Here is a 22,406-nt window from a genome sequence, read left to right on the forward strand (position 1 = left end):
TCCACGGACTCACCGCGCGTGTCCGATGGGCACCGGATACTCCGTTGCGATGCCCCGGTGTTCGCGATAGAACCTTCCGGAGTGAACACGGACGACATCAACGCGCGACTGGTGAGCCGATTCGGTGTCGAGGCCGAAGCCTGGCTGACCGACGTTCCCACGCTCGCAGCCCGGCTGGCCGCACAGTGGGGCATGGTGCTCGGTGAGCTGTTCGGCAGTGGGGCCTCATCCGTTGTGCTGCGGTGTGTGTGGCCGGACGGGACACCGGCGGTGCTCAAGCTGAGCCCGGATCGCGAACTGGTGACCGCGCAGGTGGAGATGCACCGGATCTTCGCGGCGTCGGGTCGAGTGCCGGTGGTGCTGGCTGCCGACGCGGACGCCGGAGCGATGGTGCTGGAGGAGATCCGGCCCGGCACCCTCGCCGAGGACATGCCGCGATCGTCGTTGCCGGAGCAGTGGGGCGAGTTGCTTGCCGCGCTGCACGCTGTGCCGCCGCCTGCGGGGTGGCCCCGCGACCTGCGTGGGCGGTGCGAGGAGGCTTTCGCCCGGATCGGCCGACGACTCGCCGAGCCGGTCATCGGCGGGCGAATCGATCAGCGTACGTGGCAGCGAGCGATCCAGCGTTGTGAGAAGTTGCTGGGCACACAGGGAAACCCTGTGTTGCTGCACGGCGATCTGCACCTCGGCAACGTACTGGACGGCGGTCCGGGCCGTGGTCTGATCGCGATCGACCCGAAGGCGTGCGTGGGCGATCCGTGCTTCGACGCCGTCGACTATGTGCTGGCGGGCGCCGGGGAAGAGGGCGTTGCGGCACGTTGTCACCGGGTGGCGGTCGCATGTGGACTCGACGAGGGCAGGTTGTCCGCCTGGAGCCGGGTGATCGCACCGATGTCAGTCATCGCGCACCTCACCTACGGCGGCCCGGAGGCGGTCATCGACGAACTCCTGGCCCTCACCCGGTGACCGCGCGTGGAAACGTTCAGCTGTGGGCGCAGTCTGGTTGAGCAGTCCCAGCACTGATCAACCAGAACGCACTGTGCCTCTGCCGGCGACCGCCGCTACGACGGTCTGGCCGAACGCGGCCACACACATCAGGATCAGGGGCACCTGCCAGCCGGAGCTGACGGTGTGCAGCAGCCCGAAAAGCACCGGCCCGACTGCCGCCAGCAGATACCCGATCGACTGTGCCATCGCGGACAACGCGCCCGCACCGGCCGCGTCCTCGGCGCGTAGGCCGAGGAAGGCCAATGCGAGCACCAGGCAGACGCCGCCGCCCAGCCCCAGGACAATCGTCCATACCAGCGCCCACTCCGGCGCCGTCAGCAGTCCGATGTAGCCGACGAGCAGGATCAGCGAGTTCACTATCGCCACCGCGCGTTGGTCACGTGCCCAACGCAGCATCGCGGGTGCGAGCAGGCTTGTCAGCACCGCGACAACCTGGAACAGGAACAACAGCCATCCTGCTTCCGCCGGGCTGACGCCCGTGTCCTGGACCACCCCCGGCAGCCACGTCACGATGACGTAGAAACCCAGCGACTGCAGCCCCATGAACGCCGTGACCGCCCATGCCAAGCCCGATCCCCATGGCAGCCGGTGTCCGCCACGAACCGCCGTCGTGGTCGGTGGTGGAGTCCGCACCTGAGGCAGCCACAGCACTATGGCCACCAGCGCCAGCACGATCCAGCAACCCAACGCTGTGTACCACCCGCCCGGCGCGACCTCACTGATCGGCACCGCCACACCGGACGCCACGGCCGCGACACCGCCCATCACCGTGGCGTACGCACTGGTCAGCAAACCCACCTTGGTCGGGAAGTCACGCTTGATCAGGCTCGGCAGGAGCACGTTGCCCACCGCGATCCCCGCTCCGATCAGCACAGTCCCGCCGAACAGGCCGGCTGTCGCCGGTATCCACCTGATCGCGATCCCCAGCGCCAGCACCACGAGTGCGCCCGCGAGGACCCGCTCAGGTCCCCGTCGTGCGGCGAGTCGCGGAACCATCGGGGATATCACCGCGAACGCCAGCAACGGCAGGGTGTTCAGCATGCCCGCCACGGCCGGGGACAGTCCCAGGTCGGCCTGGACGCGGTCCAGCAACGGCCCGACGCCGGTCAGGCTCGGCCGCAGGTTCGCCGCCACCACCAGCAATCCCCAGACCAGCAGCGCCTGTCCGGAACGCCGCGCCGACTGCTTCGTGTCCACCGCGGAACTCATGCCAGCGGGCCGTCGTCCGTCGTAAGGCTGTTGTCCATGCGCCCATGATCGAGCCACACCGCGGCGACAACCAGGCCGTGCTTAGGCTGGCCCTCCCAGGGCTACCCTGAGTGGTGCGCGCTTGGCGGTCGGCACCGTACGCTGACGGTCATGGGTACGCCGTTGGGTGATTTCATCCGCGCCAAGCGCGACGGTATCCAGCCGGAGGCCCTGGGGCTGCCGGACCGCGGGCGCCGCAGGTCACCAGGACTACGCCGGTTGGATCTCGCCGCACGGGCGGGGATCAGCGTGGAGTACCTGGCCCGTATCGAACAGGGCCGCGACCGCAATCCGTCGGCACCGGTCGTGAACGCGATCGCCGACGCGCTCAGCCTCACCGCATCGGAGCGCAACCACCTGCGGTACCTCAGGAAGATCACTGGCGACGACTGCTCGGACCACTTCAAACCGGCGCCGCCGTGCCGTCGGGTACGACAGTCCGTCCTGGACACACTGCGCATGCTCGAACCGGGTGTCGCCATCGTGACCAACCGGCTCGGCGACATCCTCGCCCACACCAGCGCCTATGCGACGATCACGCGTGGCACGGGGCTGCTCGACGCCGACCAGCCGAACTTCACCCGCTACGTCTTCACCGACCCCCGGGCCCGTGCCCTGCTGCCTGACTGGGACGACGTCGCCGACGAGCAGGCGTTCGACCTGTGGCTCGCACCCTCCGTCGAGAACCTCGAATGGCTCACCGCCGAGCTCATTCCCCTCGCCGGCTCGGACTTCACCCGCAGGCTGAACCGCCACGAGGTGCCGCGGCGCGGCGATCTGCGGCTCTGCCACCCCTCAGGCCACGAGCTGCGGCTGGCGCGCGAGACGCTGGAACTGCCCATCGACAACCAGCAACTCGTCGTCTTCCTGCCCGCGGACGACGAGTTGCCCGGACCGTCGCGCAGCTGCGCCTCCCGTCCAGAGGGTCTTTGCGTTCCATCTCGTGAGTGATACCGGGACCGCACAGCATTGACACGTCAATTCGCTCCGATCACATCCGCGTGCCCGGACAATGTCATTCGGGATCGAACATCGCGCCTCTCCGGACTCAATTGTCGCAGTTTGACTGCCGTTTACGTCCGCATACCACGGACCACGTTCACAGTCCAGCTGACTGACGGAGGTCGAGATTTTCTCGCACTACACCTGATCTCAGCGGACCAACTGGGCATACCTGGGTTGCGTCGTAAGAACACCGTCGTTAGATTCGTTTTCGGGGCGAGGAACTCTTCGAGGGCAACCACAGTGCACCGGTGCCCGAATACCCGACTCATCCGCATTCAGGCAGCGCGGGCGGTCCCTGGAGTTTGACCAAGCACTGACGTCCGGGGCTGCCGGCTTCTGCCGTCAACAAAGGAGGGGGAATTGATCACCGTAGGCGTCGTCGGCGCCGGTCTCATTGGATCCTGCGTGGCTTTGTCTTTGACGCGACTCGGCGCACGCGTGCACTGCGTCGAACGCGGTCGGCCGGGAGGTGGCACCACAGATGTCAGCTTCGCGAGATTGAGCGCGTACCAGCAACCGACGTATCAACGATTCGAGCTGAGTCATACCGGGTTGATCGACCACACCCACTTCGCCGAACAGTTCGATTCCGCCCCGTGGTGGCATCCGACCGGCAGTCTGGCGTGGGCCGGTCCCGAGGGCAGGTGCGGCGTCGGTGCCCAGCCATTCACGGCGGAAATCGAACGGCTCCAATCCTGGGGCTACCGCGTCATCTGGCACGACGCGGCGAAGGTGACGCAGGAGTTGGAGCCCGCTGTCTCGTTCGCGTCCGGCCAGACACCGGTTGCGCTGTTGCCCGAAGAGGGCTGGATCGACGGGCCCCGCATGGCATCCGCAGTGCTCAGCGCCGCCAAGTCCGTCGGCGGGCTGACGTTCTGGAACGCCGCGGTGCGGAACATCGCAACCCGTGGCGAACGAGTGACGGCGCTTCAACTCGACAACGGGGAACGTCTGGAAGTGGATGCCGTCGTCAACGCGGCGGGCCCGCAGACGCCTGCTTTGGCGGCGGCTGTGGGAGCACCTATGGTCAACGGGGTTTCCGAGCGCAGCAGTCTGGTAATCGACCTGGACGTCGACGGCGATCCGTTGCGGCACGTCCTGCGCGGAGCGGAACTACACGCTCGGGCGGCCGGGCCGGGTCGAGTTCGAGTGCGGTCCGAACAGGTCGACGCGGTTCTCACTGGCGAAATCGAGTCCGATCTCAGCCATGACAACGTCGAAGACCTGGTGGAACGCGCCTACCGCACGATTCCGGCGCTGAAAGCGTCCGCGGTGGCGCGAAAACGCATCGGTACCGCCGTGTTCCCGACCGACGGCATGCCCAGCGTCGGTCCGTTGACCAGCATATCCGGATATTTTGAGGCATTCGCCAACAGTGGCGTCATCCTCGCCCCGTTCATCGGGCGGACGCTGGCGACGCAGATCGTCACCGGGAAAACCCACTCACTCCTGCGCACCTGCTCACCCGACCGCCTCAGGGCAGCGTCGTAATACTTTTTCGATACAACGATCATATTACCGCGATATCATCCTCAGGGGAGCCATGTCCGCTACTGTCTCAACGCTCGAAGAAGTCGCTTTTCCCGAACTCAAGGACCTCACTCGGAAGCTGATGGCCGATGAGCCGTCGGAGATCCTGCAGCTGCGTTCCGGATCGCTGACCGCCGCACCAGGATCCTACGACCAGTACTTCACCACGTGGGATTTCGCGAACGGCATCGTTCGCGACTATTCGATGAACCTGTACCAGTTGGTGCGGATGGCACACGACGAGAGCCTGCCCGTCGAGAACGTGCTGACGGTCTTCAAGACCTGGGACCCGATCTACAGCACCTTCCTCGGCTACAGCGGTTTCCCGATGCTGGCCGAGTACGCCGCGCGGATCCGTGAACCGGTGGACAGCCGCGAAGAGCTGGTGGACAGGCTGACCACGTTCACCGAGTACGTCAATCGGCTGACTGCCTGGTCGCACCACTATTTCCCGTGGCACGTGGGCGAACACTACCGCTACGACGCGGGCGAGCTCGCGCTGCGTGAGGAGTACTCACCGGCACCGGTCGCCGCCGAGCGGAACGGGTCCCGGCGGGTTCCGATCAGGCTCAGGTGGGAGCCGCTGGGGCTGGAAGTCGATGCCGAACTCGCCTGTGATCTCAACGAGCAGCTGTGCGGGGACTTCATCCGCAGTCTGCCGTTCACTGTGCTGCAGGACCACGCGATGGTCAGTGGCGAGTCCATGTACGCGTGGGCGCCGTTGGTCAGTGTGGCACCGACGCCGGTGACCGAACGCATCTGCGACGCACCGCCCGGACGGCTGCGGTTCAGCCAGGCCACCGGCAACAAGCTGATCGTCCAGTACGGACCAACCACCGAGACGCTGTCGGCCCCGGTCCTCGGCCAGGTGGTCGACAAGCACGTGGACCGGCTGCCCGAGGTCGGCAAAGCCGTGTGGGAAAGCACATTCCGGTCCAAGGAGCTGATCTGGATCAGCGTGGACCGGCTCTGAGCGGGAAGGAAGAACACCATGACCGGCACGTCAGGCAAGCCGACACGGGATCTGTTGTTTCCCGATCTGAGCGACGTGATCGACGAGCGCATCGCCTGGTTCCAGCACCAGCACAAGAACGAGCCACTGCGGCACCGTGCGGAATACAACATGTGGGAGGTGTTCAGGTATGAGGACGTTCAGACCGTCCTGAAGAACCCGGAGACCTTCTCGGTGACCGACAAAACCCATATGGGGCTGCCGTTCTCCTTCGGCAGGGCGGACATCGAGGAGCACCGCTTCCTGCGCGGCTTCGTGGCCCGCTCGTTCGTGCCGAGCACCATCGAGGGCCAGGCACCAGCCTTCGCCTCGATGGTCGACGCGTTACTCGAGCCCGCGCTGGCCTCCGGGAAACTGGAGGTCCTCGGCGATCTGGGCTACCCGTTGATGGACCACGTGATCGGGCACCTGTTCGGGCTGCGGATCCCCGGCCCCGGGCGCTTCCGGCAGTGGTCGGACCAGATGTTCGGCCAGCTGGTCGGGATCTTCCAGCCGGATCACGCCGAGGTCGTCGGAATGCTCACCGAACAGCTCGACGAGCGCAAGCGCGAACCGACCGGCGATCTGATGAGTGCCTTGCTGGCGGCGCGGGCCGAGGACGACCGGCTGCCGGAAAAGAAGATCATCCACATGTGCCTCGACCTGGTGACCGCGGGCAATGCGCCGCTGTCGCTGTTCTTGTCCTACACGTTCGCCCGGTTCTGTGCGGATCCCGCGTTCTACCAGGCGCTGCGGCGAGATCCCGCGCTGATCCCCGGGGCGATCGAGGAGGTCCTGCGCTTCGACTTCTCGTGGTTCAACCTCTGGCGCACCGCCCGGCACGACACCGAACTGGCCGGGTACCAGATCAAAGCGGGCAGCTACATCGTGGCCTGGGACTCGGCGGCCAACTTCGACGAGTCGCGGTTCCCGCAGGCGCACCGGTTCGACATCACGCGCTCGCCCAACCCCCATCTGCCCTTCGGGCAGGGGATGTACATCTGCCTGGGTCTGCCGTTGGTGCGCACCCTCGGACGGGTCGTGCTGGAGCGGGTGGTCAGGACCTTCGAGGAGATCCGCGCCGATCCGGACCGCCCCATGCGGACCCAGGAGCGGATGATCGACTACGTCGTCTCGCTCGACACGCTCGTGACACCCGCCAAAGCGTCCGTTCCCTAAGTGGTTGGCATGGCCGGGATCGTGGGTGCCGCGCCACGCGGCATCCACGGCGGCGCGAACCGGTGACGCAAAATTGGTGGCGCGGTGCGGAACAATGGGCGGCGATGTCTGTTCAGCTCGCGTTCGGGATCACCGCCGAGCCTGAGGTGCGCTGTTGGTTGCCCGCCTCGGGCAGTAAGTCCATGCCCCGCGCGGCGAGCAGCCGGGCGGGCGCGCACCCGCCTGGTGCTCCGGTCGCTGTCGGTCCTGCCGACGCGGAGACCGACGCGGTCGTGGCGGCGACCGATCAACTCACCTTGCTGGTGGCCGATGGCACCGAGGTGGCCGCGGGGGCAGGCGTCGACCTCGGTGGTGGTTTCGCCTCAGCGAGGTTGGCCGGAGCCTACGGGGACCGGCGTGACGCCGTGCTCGCCGCGTTGCGGGTGCTCGGAGTCGATGGGGCGCACCGGCTCGGGGACCGGGTCGGCAGTCTGGTCGCGTTGTTCGGCCCGTCGGCCACGAAGCGGGTTGGCGCGGCCGCGAACACGGCGATGGCCGAGCAACGCTGGGCAGCGCTGCAACTGGCGTCGGCGGCCTCGGAGGTCCTTGGGCCTGAGCAGTTGGAACGCGTGCTGGAATTACGGGCCCCGAAGGGGATCGATCCGTTCCGGCGCGGTGCCGCGTCCACATTGTCCAGTCAGCTGTCGCGGGTGCTGGCCGACTGTCCGGGGCCACGGCGGCTGGCGCTGATCCTCAGCCTGTGGGACACGGTTTGCGCCTATCTGGTCGAGCGGCAACGCCAGGATCGGCGAGCAGCGTCGCAGATCCACACCGATCAGATCGGCCTGCTGCACACACGCCACCGCGACCACTTCGACGAGCTCGTCCTGCGGCATCTGAAGTCGCAGACCGGTGACAACTCATCGCTCGCCAAGGCGGCTCGTTGGCGGCCTCCGCAGTGGTGGACCGCGCACGAGCTCAGCCGCCTGCTCGACGACGCCATCGCGGCAACGGCGTTGCTGCGGTTCGCCAGGACGATGTACGACGAAGGCCTTGAGATCGCCGCCGAGAAGCACCGGAACGAGCTTGTCGCTGCCGATGCCTGTATGTCCAACAAGCAGCGGACCGCAGCGAGGCGGCGCCACGACGGCGACTACAGCCACCCCGCACGGCCGGGATGTCTCGTCAACGACGTGCTCCAGCCGCTGCGGCCGGGTCGGACGTTCACCTCGAAGACCGAGGTCCGTGTGAAGGAGCTGGTCGGCATCGCCCGCAACTACGGCGTCGTCGTCCTCAACGCGGTGTCCAAACTGATCGAGACCATGGACGAGCCGCTGCACAATTGCTGGGACACGTGCAAGCCGTGGCAGGCGGACCATCTGCGTCAGTGGCGTGCCGCGGCTGGGTTCTTCCGGGCGCCGGGCAGTTGGGACCAGCCGCCGCTCACCGACGCGCACGCCGACGGTCCGAAGCAGACGCTGGCGCAGCGGATGGCCACCGCTGAGGACCTTGCCGACGTGGAGACACCGCACGACCTGTTGTGGTTCGCGGACCTCGGTGACGCGTTGGCGCCCTTCCACGGCGCCGAATCCGCCACGGTGCGCCACACGGAAACCCGGCCCGTGCTGGAGTACGAGACGCCGACGCCGTGGGAACAGGGGCGCCCCCGCGCGGACTCCATCCCGTTGGCAGCCGCCGGGGTCGCCCAGTTGGTCGCGTTCGGTGCGATGCCGCCGCCGCGCTGCGGTAGCTGGCCGGAACTGGTGGACGGGGTCAGCGCGGCGTCGGCGGCTGTCGAGGCCAGCGCCGCCGCCTTCCCGATCCCGTCCGGCATATCGGCCGTGGACAAGCAGACCGTCCCGGGCACCACGCTGGTGGTGGAACTGGGCCGCGACCCGAGGCAGCTGGCCGCGTGGTCCAGCTACATGGGCAACTGCATCGGCGAGTCGTGGTACGCCGACGAAGCACGCCGCGGCCAGTGTGTGCTGATCGCGTTGCGGGACGCGACCGATGGCCGGATCGCGGCCAACCTCGACATCCGGCAGCACACCGGTGGCTGGCGCGTCCACGAACTGCGGGCGCGGTTCAACGACCCCGTTGCCCCGGCAGTGGACAAGAACGTCAAGCGATGGGTGAAGGGGCTCCCGGTGCCCGCGCCGGTCGTGCCCGAACCCCTGGTGCCTGTGCCGCCTGTGCGTTCCCGAGGTTCAGCTCGGGGTGCCGCGGCGGGACGTCTGCCTGCCGCGCTCACCGGTGCGTTGGGCGCGGCGGTGGCGCAGGAGTTGGCGTCGGCGACTGCCGTGTCCGCACGGCGCACGTATGCCGCGCTGGCGCGTGGCCTGGCGGCTGATTTCGAACCGGACGCGGCGGTGATCGCGTTGAAGCGCCTCAGCCCCAGCCGGCACGTGGCGTTGCTTCGCGCGGCCTTGGACGCTGGGCTCGGCGCGTCCGGGCTGTGGCGGGCGACTCGGGTCCGTCCGCTCACCTCCGCTGTGCGGCGGCTCGATCCGGAACTGTGCGAGTACGACCGGCTTGACACGCTCACCGGCGGCTCGCCCCTGCCGCGGACGCTGCGTGCGCTGGTGCGCCGCCCGGCGATCGCCCCGGCCTACGCCATGGACGTGGTGGCACGGGCGGTTCGCGCGGCCATGGGCGAGCTCGTCGGCGACGAAGCCCTGGCGCGTTCGGTGGCACGCGGACCGGCGCCCGAACTGGTGTGTGCCCTGGCGATCGCGGTCACCTGCGCCGCGGCGACCGACGACACGATCCAGGTGGCCGCGGCGAGGAAAACGTCCGTACCGGGCTTTCCGGCCAGCGATCTGTCCGATGAGGACGGGCCGTGGCAGCGTGCGCTGGTCGCGGCGGCGGAACTCGGCGCACCGGTCGAGTTGTTCTGGGAGCGCATCGCCGAACACGGCCTGCTCGTCCCGGCCGCGATGGTGGGCCGGGGTGGCTGGGCCGCGTTGTGGAGCCGTGCCCACCGCTGATCACGCGGTGCTGGCGCGCAGCTGGAAACCCCCGTCGTCGGAGCGGCTCACCGTCAGTGTGGCGCCGACCCTGCGCAAGCGGTCGCCGATGCCGAGCAGTCCGCTGCCCGAGTTGACCGCGCCCTGCTCGTCCGGTCCCCTGCCGTTGTCCCGGATTTCGATCCAGGTGGCGCCCAGGGTCATGTCGCAACGGGTGGCACCGCTGTGTTTGATCACGTTGGTGACCGCTTCGCGCAGCAGGTAGGCGAACGGTTCACGCAGGTCCATCCGCACGTCGTCGACGGCGTGCGGGAAGTTCGCGCGGATACCGGCGACGCGCAGCGCGGCCCGTGCGGCGACCAGTTCCCCGGCGAGGGTGGTGGCGCGGTGCCCGACGACGATCGTGCGCACTTCGAGCATCGCCTCCCGGGACAGTTGCTCGGCTTCCGCCACCTCGTTGGCCGCTTGGTCGCGGGACGCGCCACTTTCCAGCACCCGGCGGGCCAGCGAGAGCTTCATGGTGATCGTGGTCAGGCTGTGCCCGAGTACGTCGTGCAGGTCGCGGGCGGCGCGGGCTCGTTCCTCGACCACGGCGAAGCCCGCGATGGTCTCGTGCGCGGCGCGTAGCTGGGAGATCATGTTGATCAGCAGGCACAGCAGCCCGACGGTGAGGACCGACGAGCTGATCAGCAGGACTTCCACCCAGTCCAGCCCGTCGTTCAAGACGATGGAATACAGCACCGCGCACACGAAAGCGCCCATACCGAGGACCGGTGTGAGCCAGATCGGCAGCAGCAAAGCGGTCACGACGATGGCGTACCCCAGCACCAGCCAACCGACCTGGTGGTCGGACAGGAACCGGACGCCGAATCCGAGCGCGAACAGCAGGACGACCACCGCCACCCGCCCGGCACGGGAAAACCCCAGCCCTTCCCAGATACCGACCAGAAAGCCCGCCGCGTAGACCGCGGTGTCGACCAGCAACAGCGTCAGCCGCGCCGGGGAGATGTCGTTGAACACGGCGGTGACCACGGGAATGAGAAGAAATCCGAGCAGCAGGCCGGAAATGACGTAGCCACGGACTCGCGAGCCCGCAGCGTGCTGTTCACCCGTTTCCCGGACCGGCCACCGGCGGAAGTCGATGTGGGCAGGCTCCGCTGCGGACATGCGCGAAGGATACCACCAGGCCCGCCCGGACCCGCGCTGCCAGAAGTCACCGAAGTTCTATTACATCCATCATATCCGCCGAATCGCGCCACCATAACGCAGTCCGCGACGCCTGTCCGGCGTTCGGGAAAAAACGCAGGAAATCACACCCGTTTTCCCGAATCAAACCGGGCACATCGGACAATATTTTTCCCGGACGGTTGACAATTGTCAGGTTGACCTCCCGAGTTGGCCAATCCTAAACTCGTCCTCACGGCCGGAACACAATTCGCCGGCCATCGGGGGATTCACAAATCCGTGGTCCTTGACAGCCTTTCCTTGATGAGGGAGTTCTGTGATGTCGTTCATTTCAATCAGGAAGTTCGCCGCGATCGCCACGATCGCCGTCGGCGGTACCCTGATGGGGATGTCCTCGGCCTCGGCCGCGGTGGGCCCGGGTGTCACCATCAACCCGGCGACCGGCCTGTCGGACGGCCAGACAGTCACCGTCGCGGTGACCGGCTTCAACGCCGCGACGAACATCGCGGCCCTGCAGTGCGCCAACCTCGACGGTGCCGACGACGTCGTGTGCGCGTCGGACTCGGCCAAGGTCCAGACCGACGGCAACGGCGCGGCCAGCATCCCGCTGACCGTGCACACCACGTTCGCCGCGTTCGACCAGAAGGGCAACCCGCGCGGCACCGCCGACTGCAAGACCGCCAAGGGTGGCTGCGCGATCGCCGTCGTCAGCGAGGACCTTTCGCAGGCCGGCGGCGGCCAGATTTCCTTCAAGTGAACCAGAAGTGACCAAGGAACAGTAGTCACCGACCGCTGTGGCCGGGCCCTCACGAGCTAGCCCGGCCACAGTGCTTTCAGGCCGTGTACCGCAGCCCCTTCGGTACACGGCCTGCCTGTCGTGAACCTGCCTGTCGTGAACTTGACTGTCATGAACCGATGTTGCCCAGTTCGCCGTCCAGGATGTCGAACAGCTCGTCCGCGGTCGCGGCGTCCAGATCGGACTGTTCGGGCGACTCCCCGGCCCACTGCGCGGCCAGTGTGCGCAGGCGTTCCGCCAGCACCAAAGCCGTCTCGCCCTGCGGGTTCAGGTCGGTCAGCACGGCGGCCAGCCTGGCCAGTTCGCCGTCCACAATGGCCGTCACGTCGGTTGGCGCCAGTTCGTCGACGAGGTGGTTCGCCAGGGCGACCGGATTCGGGAAGTCGAAGGTCAGGGTCGCCGGCAGCCGCAGCCCGGACTCCGCTGCCAGCCGGTTGCGCAACTCCAGCGACGCGAGTGAGTCGAAACCCAGGTCGGTGAAACCACGCTCGTTCTCGACCGCGTCCTGGTCCGCGTGCCCGAGCACGGCCGCCACGTGCTCGCGCACCGTGGCCAGCACGAGGGGCCGTCGCTCGGCGAGGGCCACTGCGGCCAGCCGTTCGGCCAAGGTCTGGCGCTCGACCGGTTCGCTGGCGGCCACAATCCGCCGAACGGGTGCCTTGACCAGGTCGCGGAGCAACGCGGGCGCAGTTCGTGCTCGCAGGTCGAGGCGCACGCCGAACAGCACGGCGTCCTCGGCTCCGACCGCGGCGTCGAACAGCCGCAACCCGTCCTCGACGGACAACGCCGCGATCCCGGACCTGGCCATCCGCTCCCGGTCGGCCACGCTGAGCGCCCCGGTCATACCGGTTTCGGCGTCCCAGAGTCCCCAGGCGATGGACACACCCGGCAGCCCACTGGCCCGGCGGTGGGCTGCGAGGCCGTCGAGGAAGGCGTTCGCCGCCGCGTAGTTCGCCTGGCCCGCGCCGTCGAGGGTGCCCGCGACCGAGGAGAACAGGACGAGTGGGACGTCCGTGGCCAGCTCGTGCAGGTGCCACGCGCCGTCCACCTTGGGACGCAGCACGCCGTCGATCCGTCCCGGGGTCATCGAGCCGACCACACCGTCGTCGACGATCCCGGCGGCGTGCACGACCCCAGCGAGCTGGTCTACTTCGGACAGGAGCTCAGCGACCGCGTCACGGTCGGAGACGTCGCACGCGGCCAGCCGGATCACCGCCCCCAAGGCGGTCAACTCCGCCGCCAGTTCGGTGGCGCCCGGCGACGCCGCGCCCCTCCGGCTGGTCAGCAGCAGGTCACGCACGCCGTGCTCGGTGACCAGGTGCCGGGCGACAAGCGCGCCGAGGCCACTGGTCCCGCCCGTCACCAGGACAGTTCCGTCCTGCCAGGCGGCGGACTGGGTCACGACTGCCCGCACCAGCCGGGGCACCGACGCCACTCCCCCGCGCAACCGCAGTTCCGGTTCGTCGATCGCGGCGAACCCGGGCAGCAGTTCTGACCCGTCGGTGTCGACGAGCAGGAAACTGCCGGGGTTCTCCGCCTCGGCGGCGCGCACCAGACCGGCGACGGCGGCAGCGGCGAGGTCCGCGGCCGGATTGCCGGTGGCCCCCTGAGTCATGACCACCAACCGTTGCGCGGCGGGCGAATCGAGGCGAGCGCGCACGACGGCAAGGGCCTGGTGGGTTGCCTGCCGAACGGCACGGCAGACATCGGTCTGGTCGACGTGGATCTCCGCGACCTCCGGCCGATCGCCGGGTGTTGCCGCGTCGATCCCGGTCCATTCCAGGCGGAACAGCGAGTCGACCCGCTGGGCGAGCTGATCAGCCGAAACCTCACGCAGCACCAGCGAGCGCACCGACCCGACAGGCGCACCGGCCATGTCGGCCAAAGTCACCGACACACTATCCGGCCCCGCAGGCGAAATCCGGGCCCGCACGGCGGTGGCTCCCGCGGCGACCAGCGAGACCCCGGCGAACGTGAACGGCAGCGTCGGGCGCGCCGCGAGGTCGGGCTCGCCCATGCCGATCGCGTGGAACACCGCGTCGAGCAGCGCGGGGTGGATCCCGTACGAGCCCGCGTCCAGCACCTCCTCCGGCAACGCCACGTCGGCGAAGACGTCCTCGCCACGCCGCCAGACCGCGCGCAGCCCTTGGAAGGTCGGGCCGTAGTCGAGCCCGCCCTCAGCCAGTTCGGCGTATCGGCTGGTCAGGTCGATCGGCTCGGCACCGGTGGGCGGCCATTCGGTGAGGCTGTCCACGGCGGTGGTGTCCGGTGCGAGCACGCCCATCGCGTGCTGGGTCCAGGTTTCCCCGGAGGCGGAGTCTTCAGGGCGCGAGTACACCGTGATCTCACGACGTCCCGCGTCGTCGGGTTCGCGGAGCACCACCTGCAACTGCACGGCCGACCGCAGGGGCAACGGCGCCAGCAACGCCAGTTCGTCGACCACACCACAACCCACTCGATCACCGGCGTTGATCGCCAGCTCGACGAACGCACTGCCGGGCAGGATCGCCACCCCGCCCACCGCGTGCTCGGCCAACCACGGCTGGGTTCCCGGAGCGAGCCTGCCGGTGAGCAGCAGTCCACCGGAGTCCGGCAACGGCACGGCCGCGCCGAGCAGCGGGTGTTCGGCACGTGCGAGGCCAAGGTCGTGTGCTTCGCCGGTCGCGGGCACGGCGTCGAGCCAGTACCAGCGCCGTTGGAAGGCGTACGTCGGCAGCTGTGTCGTCCGGGCTGCCGGGAACACGGCGGTCCAGTCGATCGGGATGTCCCTGCTGTGCAGACGGGCCAACGCTTCGGCGACCGTCTCGTGTTCGTCGCGGCCCTTGCGTGACAACGGGATGAACGCCATGTCAGCGTCGGTGGTCACGCATTCGCCCGCCATCGCGCTGAGCACGGCGTCCGGGCCGATCTCGACGAACGTGCGCACACCGGCCGTTTCGAGCGCACGCACGCCGTCTGCGAACCGGACCGCCTCGCGGACGTGGCGAACCCAGTATTCAGGCGAGGAAAGTGCCGTATTCAGCTCGCCGGTCAGGTTGGACACGATCGGCAACGTCGGCGGCGAGAACGTCAGCCCGGCGATTGCCGTGCGGAACTCCTCGAGCATCGGCTCCATCAGCGGCGAGTGGAACGCGTGGCTGACGGTGAGCCGACGCGTGCGGACACCGCTCAGCTCTGCCTCGATCTCGGCGACCGCGGCCTCCGCGCCGGAGACCACGACCGAGGCCGGGCCGTTCACCGCCGCGATCCCGACGTCCGCCCGTCCCACCAGCAACGGTTCGACGACGTCCACCCCGGCACGCACCGACAGCATGGCCCCGCCTGGGGGCAGCGCCTGCATCAGGCGGGCACGGGCGTTGACCAGGATTCCGGCGTCCGCGAGGGACAACACACCACCGACGTGGGCCGCGACGATCTCGCCGACGGAGTGACCCAGCAGCAGATCCGGTCGGACGCCGAAGGATTCGAGCAGCCGGTGCAGTGCCACCTCGAAGGCGAACAGCGCTGGCTGGGCCCAGCCCGTCTGGTCGACATCGGCGACCTCGGCGCTGTCCAGGCCCACCGCACGGCACGCCTCGTCGAAGGCCTGCGCGAACGCCGGGTAGGCCGTGTACAGCTGCGCGCCCATCCCGGCTCGCTGGCTGCCCTGGCCGGTGTAGAGGAACGCGGTCGCACCGGGGGTCTTCACGGGTTCGCCCGCGCCGATCGCGTCCAGCGCCTGGAGCAGCTCTGCCTGGTCGGCGGCGGTGACCCAGGCGCGGCGCTCGAGGCGGGCCCGTCCGGTGGCCAGCGAGAACGCGATGTCGCGCACCGGGCAGTCCGGGGTGTCACGGACGAACTGCGCGAGCCGGGACGCCTGCGCCCGCAGAGCATCCGCGTCACGAGCGGAAAGCAGGAACGGCACCGCGTGCTGGACCGGGTCCGGCCGGGTGGCGGCGGGTGGCGGCGCCTGTTCCAGGATCACGTGCGCGTTGGTGCCGCTGATCCCGAACGACGAAACACCAGCTCGCCGTGCGCGCCCGGTTTCCGGCCAGGCCACCGTGTCGGTGAGCAGCGAGACCGCGCCCGCCGACCAGTCGACCTGGTCGGTCGGGGTGTCCACGTGCAGCGTCTTGGGCACGGTGCCGTGCCGCATGGCCTGGACCATCTTGATGACGCCCGCGACCCCGGCCGCGGCCTGGGTGTGCCCGAGGTTGGACTTGATCGACCCGAGCAGCAGCGGGCGGTCCGCGTCGCGCTGGCCGTAGCTGGCGAGCAGGGCCTGCGCCTCGATCGGATCGCCGAGTTTGGTGCCGGTGCCGTGTGCTTCGACCACGTCGACCTCGTCGTAGCCCAGGCCCGCGGCGCCCAGCGCCTGCTGGATGACGCGTTGCTGCGACGGGCCGTTGGGGGCAGTCAGGCCGTTGGACGCGCCGTCGGAGTTGACCGCGGAGCCGCGGATCAGCGCGAGGACGGGGTGGCCGTTGCGTTCGGCGTCGGAAAGCCGTTCCAGCAACAGCAGTCCCGCACCCTCCGACCAGCCGGTTCCGTCGGCCGCGGTGGCGAAGGACTTGCACCGGCCGTCCGCGGCGAGCCCGCGCTGACGGCTGAAATCGATGAAGGTGTCCGGAGTGGACATCACGGTCACGCCACCGGCCAACGCCATCGTGCACTCGCCGGAGCGCAGCGCCTGCACGGCCCAGTGCAACCCGACCAGCGACGACGAACACGCCGTGTCGATGGTGACCGACGGACCCTCCAGCCCGAACGTGTAGGACACCCGGCCGGACACGACACTGCCGAGGCTTCCGTTGCCCAGATAGCCTTCCGCGTCCTCCGGCACGACCGGCAGCCGTGCCGCGTAGTCGTGGTACATCACGCCCGCGAACACCCCGGTCCGGCTCTCCCGCAACGAAAGCGGGTCCAGCCCGGCTCGTTCGAACGCCTCCCACGCCAGCTCCAGCAACAACCGCTGCTGCGGGTCGGTCGCCATGGCCTCGCGCGGGCCCATGCCGAAGAAGGCCGCGTCGAACTCCGGGGCGTCGTGCAGGAAACCGCCTTCGGTCACGTAGGTCTTGCGATGTGCGGCGGGATCGGGGTCATAGAGGCTGGGCACGTCCCAGCCACGGTTGTCCGGGAATTGCGAGATGGCGTCACCGCCACTGGCGACCAGGTCCCACAGCTGTTCCGGGGTGTGCACGCCGCCGGGGTAGCGGCAGCTCATCGCGACGATCGCGATCGGGTCGTCGTCTGCCGCCCGGCTGGCCGTGATCACGCGTGGACCGGTCTCGGCGCCGAGCAGTTTGACCCGCAGGTGTTCCACGAGCGCGTCCGTGGTCGGGTAGTCGAACAACAGGGTCGGTGACAGCCGCAGCCCGGTCACGGTGTTGAGCCGGTTGCGCAGCTCGACGGCGGTGAGCGAGTCGAACCCGATGGCGGTGAACGCCACGCCGGTGCCGATCTCGTCCGGCTGGTCGTGGCCGAGCACGGCGGCGACTTCGGCCAGCGTCAGGTCACGCAACAGCGCCCGTTGATCCGCTTCGCCCAGCCCGTCGAGGCGCCTGCCCAGCGGGTGGTCCTCGCGCTTGGCCACGGATTGACGCCGCCCGGGCCGCACGAGCCCGCGCAGCACAGCGGGCACCTCGTCAGCCTGGCCGACGGCAGCGAGGTCGAGCTTCATCGGCAACAGCACGCCCTCGCCGATCGTGAGAGCGGCGTCGAACAGGCGCAGACCGTCATCTACTGTCAGGGCACCGAATCCATCACGGGCCATCCGCCGCAACTGTGCCTCGTCGAGGTGGGCGGTCATGCCGGTGTCGGTGTCCCACAGTCCCCACGCCAACGCCAGACCGGGCAACCCGGCCGCACGCCGCAGGGACACCAGCGCTTCGAGGTAGGCGTTGGCGGCCGCGTAGTTGGCCTGTCCCGCGTTGTCCAGGGTGGCGGAGGCGGAGGAGAAGACCACGAACGCCGACAAGTCACGGTCGGCGGTGAGTTCGTGCAGGTGCCAGGCCGCGTCGACCTTCGGCCGCAGGACCGTGGCGAGCCGTTCCTCCGTCAAGGCGCTCAGCACGCCGTCGTCGACCAGGCCTGCGGCGTGCACGACAGCGTCCAGCTGGTCGATCCCGTCGATGACCGTGGCCAGAGCGGCTCGGTCGGTGACGTCGCACGCGACGATGTCGACCTCGGCGCCGAGGGCTGTCAACTCGTCCCGTAGCTGTGTCGCGCCGGGTGCGGCGAGCCCGCGTCGGCTGAGCAGGACGAGCCGGTGCACGTCATGGGCGGTGATCAGGTGCCTGGCGATGAGCGTGCCGAGGCCGCCCGTGCCGCCGGTCAGCAGGACCGTACCGCTGGGGCGCCAGGTGGTTTCCGGCGACGGTGTCACCCGAGCCAGGCGGCGCGCGGTCACTCTGCCCAGTCTGACGACGAGTTCAGGTTCGGAGGCGACCGGTGCCGTGGTGGGGTCGTCGGTGTCGACGATCAAGAACCGGCCAGGGTGCTCGGCTTCGGCGGCACGGACAAGGCCGCGCACAGCGGCGCCCGCGAGGTCTCCTGCGGTGGTCACCACCGCAAGCCGTGAACCGTCGAACCGCTCGTCGGCGATCCAGCGTTGCAGCAGTCCGAGCACCCGGGCGGTTTCGGCGTGCACCGCCGCTGGCCCATTGTCTGTCGCACCTGCACGGATGGTCACGACCGCGCCTGGAACCTCAGCCAGTTCGTCGTGGACGTCGGCGAATGTCGTCGCGGTGACCGGTATCTCGGCCAGGTGGTACAGGGAATCCACAGGCCCGGCCGCGACGGTGCCCACTGGCCGGAAAGCCAGTTCCGCCACCGAGGCGATGGGTGCTCCGGCGGGGTCGGTGAGGGTGATCGACAGCCCGCCGGAGCTGGTCTTGGTGAGGGTGGCACGAACCGTGCCCGCGCCGGTGGCGTACAGCGCGAACCCGGTCCAGGCAAAGGGGACCGTCAGCTGGTCGCTGTCGTCCGTCGCGTGCAGCACCGCGTCCAGCAGAGCGGGATGCAGCACGAAAGAGGCCGCGTCCGTGGGTACGGCGACCTCGGCGTAGGTTTCCTCACCACGCTGCCAGACCGCTCGCAGGCCCTGGAAGACCGGGCCGTACTCGTAGCCTCGCTGTTCGAGTCGTTCGTAGCGGTCGCCGATCTCGACCGGGGTGGCACCGGGGGGCGGCCAGGCCTGCTCGCGCTGTTCCGGTTCCGGGGTGGCGGTGGTGAGGGTTCCGTCGGCGTGCCGGGTCCACGGTCCGTCCGTGCGGGCGTGCACGCTCAGGGTGCGACGGCCGGACTCGTCCGGCACACCGACCGCGACCTGAAGTTGGACGGCCCCGTCAGCGGGCAGCACCAGCGGGGTGTGCAGGGCCAGGTCCTCGACGAACCCGCAGCCGAACCGCAGTCCCGCGTGCGCGGCCAGTTCCACGAACGCCGTGCCGGGCAACAGCACCGAGCCCGCGATCACGTGGTCGGCCAGCCACGGCTGGGTGGTGAGCGAGAGCCTGCCGGTGAGCAGGACCTTGCCGTCCCCGGCGTCTTCGACCTCGGCACCCAGCAGCGGGTGGTCCGCCGGTTCGAGGCCGAGTGCGGCAGCCGATCCGGTGGCAGTGCCGTGCGTGAGCCAGAAACGCTTGCGCTGGAAGGCATAGGTGGGCAGGTCGACGTGCCGGGCACCGGCGAAGATCGCCGCCCAGTCCAGTGCGACACCGTTGACGTGCAGCGTGGCGACGGCGGTGACGAACGCGTCCACCTCGTCGCGATCCTTGCGCAGTGCGGGAAGGAACGCCGGTCCTTCGACGCAGTCGTTGCCCAGGGCGGAAAGCACGCCATCCGGGCCGAGTTCGAGGAAGGCACTGACGTCGTGCGCGGCCAGAGCGGTGACGGCGTCGGCGAAGCGCACCGTCTCACGGACATGCCGCACCCAGTATTCGGGGTCGCACAGCTGGTCCTCTGTGGCCAGTTGTCCGGTCACTGTGGACACGATCGGGATGCGCGGCGGCGAGAACTCAAGCAGCCGGACCACTTGCCGGAACTCGTCGAGCATCGGTTCCATCAGCGGCGAGTGGAAGGCGTGGCTCACCCGCAGGCGACGGCTGCGGTGGCCCTTGTCGGCCAGTTCCGTGGCCAGGTCGTTGATGTCCTGCTCCGCACCGGACAGCACCACGGCCGTCGGGCCATTGATCGCCGCGATGGAGACCAGGTGGCCGTCCAGCAGCGCGCGCACGTCGGCCTCGCTGGCCTGTACGGCGAGCATCGCGCCGCCGTCGGGCAGTTCCTGCATGAACGTCCCACGGGCGGCGACGAGCAGGGCGGCGTCCGCGAGCGAGAGCACCCCGGCGACGTGGGCGGCGGCGATCTCCCCGACCGAGTGCCCGGCGAGCAGATCGGGCCGCACACCGAAGGACTCGACGAGCCGGAACAGCGCGACTTCGACCGCGAACAGCGCGGCTTGCGCGTATCCCGTGCGGTCCAGACCGTCGGCGACGCCGAAGACGACATCGCGCAACGGAACGTCCAGGTGCGGGTCCAGGTGGGCGCAGGCGTCCTCGAACGCGCGTGCGTACACGGGGAAAGCGCGGTAGAGGTCCCGTCCCATCCCGATCCGCTGGCTGCCTTGCCCGGTGAACAAGAACGCCAACGAGCCGGTTCGCACAGCGCCCGACACGAGCCCCGTGGCTGCGGAGCCTTCGGCCAGCGCGGTGATGCCCTTGAGCAACGACACTCGGTCCGCACCGAACACGACCGCGCGGTGCTGCTGGGCTGCCCGGCCAACACCGAGAGTCAAGCCGATGTCCGTGAGCGAGACCTCCGGCAGCGCGGCGACGAGCTTCTTCGCCTGCGCGCGCAGCGCCTCCGGCGTGGCCGCGGACAGCACCCACGGCACCACTGGCAGCACAGGGCTTTCCCCGACCTCAGCCTCAGGTGGCTCGGCCAGGATGACATGCGCGTTCGTCCCGCTGATGCCGAACGACGACACACCGGCACGACGGGGTGTGCCGGTACGCGGCCAGTCCATCGGCTCGGTCAGCAGGGACAGCACCCCGGCCGACCAGTCGATGTGCGGTGACGGTTCGTCCACGTGCAGCGTCCGGGGCACCAGCCCGGCCCGCAACGAGAGCACCATCTTGATGACCCCGGCGACACCGGCGGCGGCCTGCGTGTGCCCGATGTTCGACTTGATCGAACCCAGCCGCAACGGCCGGTCCCGCTCGCCGTACGCGGCGATCAGCGCACCGGCTTCGATCGGGTCGCCGAGCCGGGTGCCGGTACCGTGCGCCTCGATGACGTCCACTTCGGACGGCTCCAGCCCGGCCGCGGCCAGCGCCTGCCGGATGACCCGCTGCTGGGACGGCCCGCTGGGCGCGGTCAGCCCGTTGGACGCGCCGTCGGAGTTGATCGCCGAGCCCGCCACCACCGCGAGCACCTGGTGACCGTTGCGCCGCGCGTCGGACAGCCTTTCCAGCACCAGTGTCCCGGCGCCCTCGCCCCAGCCTGTGCCGTCGGCGGCTGCGGCGAACGGCTTGCACCGGCCGTCCGACGCCAGACCACGCTGGCGGCTGAACGCGACGAACGTGCCGGGGCTCGACATCACCGAAACGCCACCGGCCAACGCGAGCGAGCACTCACCCGCGCGCAGCGCCGCCGTGGCCAGGTGGAGCGCGACCAGCGAACCGGAACACGCGGTGTCCACGGTCAGCGTCGGCCCTTCCAGGCCGAAGGCGTACGCGATCCGGCCCGCGATGACGCTCAACGCGTTGCCGGTGAGGAGGTAACCTTCCTGCCCGTCCGGCGCCTCGTGCAGCCGTGGGCCGTAGTCCTGCGGCTCGGCGCCGACGAACACGCCAACCCGGCGTCCGCGCAACGAGACGGGGTCGACACCGGCCCGTTCGAACGCCTCCCACGACGTCTCCAGCATGATCCGCTGCTGCGGATCCATCGCGGTGGCTTCCCGTGGCGAGATCCCGAAGAACGCGGCGTCGAACTCCGCCGCGTCGTGCAGGAAACCACCTTGGTCGACGTAGGCCTTGCCCGGTTGGTCCGGGTCCGGGTCGAACAGCCCGGCCAGGTCCCAGCCACGGTCGCCGGGGAAGCCGGAGATGACGTCCGCACCGCCCGCCACCAGCGCCCAGAGCCGTTCCGGTGTGTCGGCGCCGCCGGGATAGCGGCAGGCCATCCCGACGATCACGATCGGGTCGCTCGCGTCAACCGGGTGCACGACGTCCGGCTCCACCGCAGGTGCGTCACCCCACAGCGCGGCGCGCACATGGGCGGCCAGCGCGGCGGGCGTCGGGTGGTCGAAGGCGATCGTCACCGGCAGGGCCAGCCCGGTCGCCGCGACCAGCCGCTCCTGTAGCCGCACTGCCGCCATCGAGTCGAACCCGGCTTCGCGGAACGCCATGTCCGCATTCAGTTCGGTTTCCGGGTACGGCAGCACGGCCGCCGCGTGGTCGAGCACCAGCTGAAGCAGGAACCGGTCCCGCTCGATTTCGGGCAGCGCGGCCAGCCGCGCCGAATCGGTTTCGTCCCGCTTCAC

The 22,406-nt window shown here is 69.2% G+C and carries 9 protein-coding genes and 1 pseudogene; 7 read left to right on the forward strand and 3 right to left on the reverse strand.

Annotation, left to right across the window (positions count from 1 at the left end; all coding sequences use genetic code 11):
- Positions 1-81: 81 nt before the first annotated feature.
- Positions 82-963 (forward strand): aminoglycoside phosphotransferase family protein, encoded by an 882-nt coding sequence (locus ALI144C_RS17010; protein ID WP_076988103.1) that lies wholly within the window; start codon positions 82-84, stop codon positions 961-963.
- A gap of 57 nt (positions 964-1,020) precedes the next feature.
- Here the strand turns inward: ALI144C_RS17010 and ALI144C_RS17015 are convergent, their stop codons facing one another.
- Entirely contained in the window at positions 1,021-2,202 is a 1,182-nt protein-coding gene (locus tag ALI144C_RS17015) for an MFS transporter (protein WP_237774177.1), read from the reverse strand.
- Positions 2,203-2,364: 162 nt separating this feature from the next.
- On the opposite strand from ALI144C_RS17015, the gene ALI144C_RS17020 reads away from it, so the two are divergent.
- The 5 genes from ALI144C_RS17020 to ALI144C_RS17040 all read left to right on the forward strand — a co-directional run bounded on the left by ALI144C_RS17020 (position 2,365) and on the right by ALI144C_RS17040 (position 9,924).
- Positions 2,365-3,204 carry a helix-turn-helix domain-containing protein gene (locus tag ALI144C_RS17020; RefSeq protein ID WP_202818975.1) on the forward strand — a complete coding sequence of 280 codons (840 nt, stop codon included), beginning with the start codon at positions 2,365-2,367 and terminating at the stop codon, positions 3,202-3,204.
- Between the two features lie 414 nt (positions 3,205-3,618).
- A complete protein-coding gene (locus ALI144C_RS17025) occupies positions 3,619-4,749 on the forward strand; it encodes an NAD(P)/FAD-dependent oxidoreductase (RefSeq protein WP_076988105.1) in 1,131 nt (376 codons plus the stop codon).
- A 52-nt stretch (positions 4,750-4,801) separates the two neighbouring features.
- On the forward strand, positions 4,802-5,761 hold the full coding sequence (locus tag ALI144C_RS17030) for a hypothetical protein (protein ID WP_076988106.1): 960 nt from the start codon (positions 4,802-4,804) through the stop codon (positions 5,759-5,761).
- 18 nt (positions 5,762-5,779) lie between these two features.
- Positions 5,780-6,958: a cytochrome P450 gene (locus ALI144C_RS17035; RefSeq protein ID WP_076988107.1), complete on the forward strand. Its 1,179-nt coding sequence runs from the start codon at positions 5,780-5,782 to the stop codon at positions 6,956-6,958.
- 104 nt (positions 6,959-7,062) lie between these two features.
- Positions 7,063-9,924, forward strand: a complete 2,862-nt coding sequence (locus ALI144C_RS17040; RefSeq protein ID WP_076988108.1) for a hypothetical protein — start codon at positions 7,063-7,065, stop codon at positions 9,922-9,924.
- Here the strand turns inward: ALI144C_RS17040 and ALI144C_RS17045 are convergent, their stop codons facing one another.
- Positions 9,925-11,070 carry a sensor histidine kinase gene (locus tag ALI144C_RS17045; protein WP_076988109.1) on the reverse strand — a complete coding sequence of 382 codons (1,146 nt, stop codon included), beginning with the start codon at positions 11,068-11,070 and terminating at the stop codon, positions 9,925-9,927.
- 337 nt (positions 11,071-11,407) lie between these two features.
- Between ALI144C_RS17045 and ALI144C_RS17050 the strand changes: the two genes are divergently transcribed.
- A complete protein-coding gene (locus tag ALI144C_RS17050) occupies positions 11,408-11,845 on the forward strand; it encodes an enediyne antibiotic chromoprotein (protein WP_076988110.1) in 438 nt (145 codons plus the stop codon).
- Positions 11,846-11,993: 148 nt separating this feature from the next.
- Here the strand turns inward: ALI144C_RS17050 and ALI144C_RS56705 are convergent.
- Positions 11,994-22,340: pseudogene (locus tag ALI144C_RS56705) on the reverse strand (SDR family NAD(P)-dependent oxidoreductase); the annotation flags it as partial.
- Positions 22,341-22,406 lie beyond the last annotated feature (66 nt).

This window comes from Actinosynnema sp. ALI-1.44, assembly GCF_001984155.1.
Taxonomy (GTDB): domain Bacteria; phylum Actinomycetota; class Actinomycetes; order Mycobacteriales; family Pseudonocardiaceae; genus Kibdelosporangium.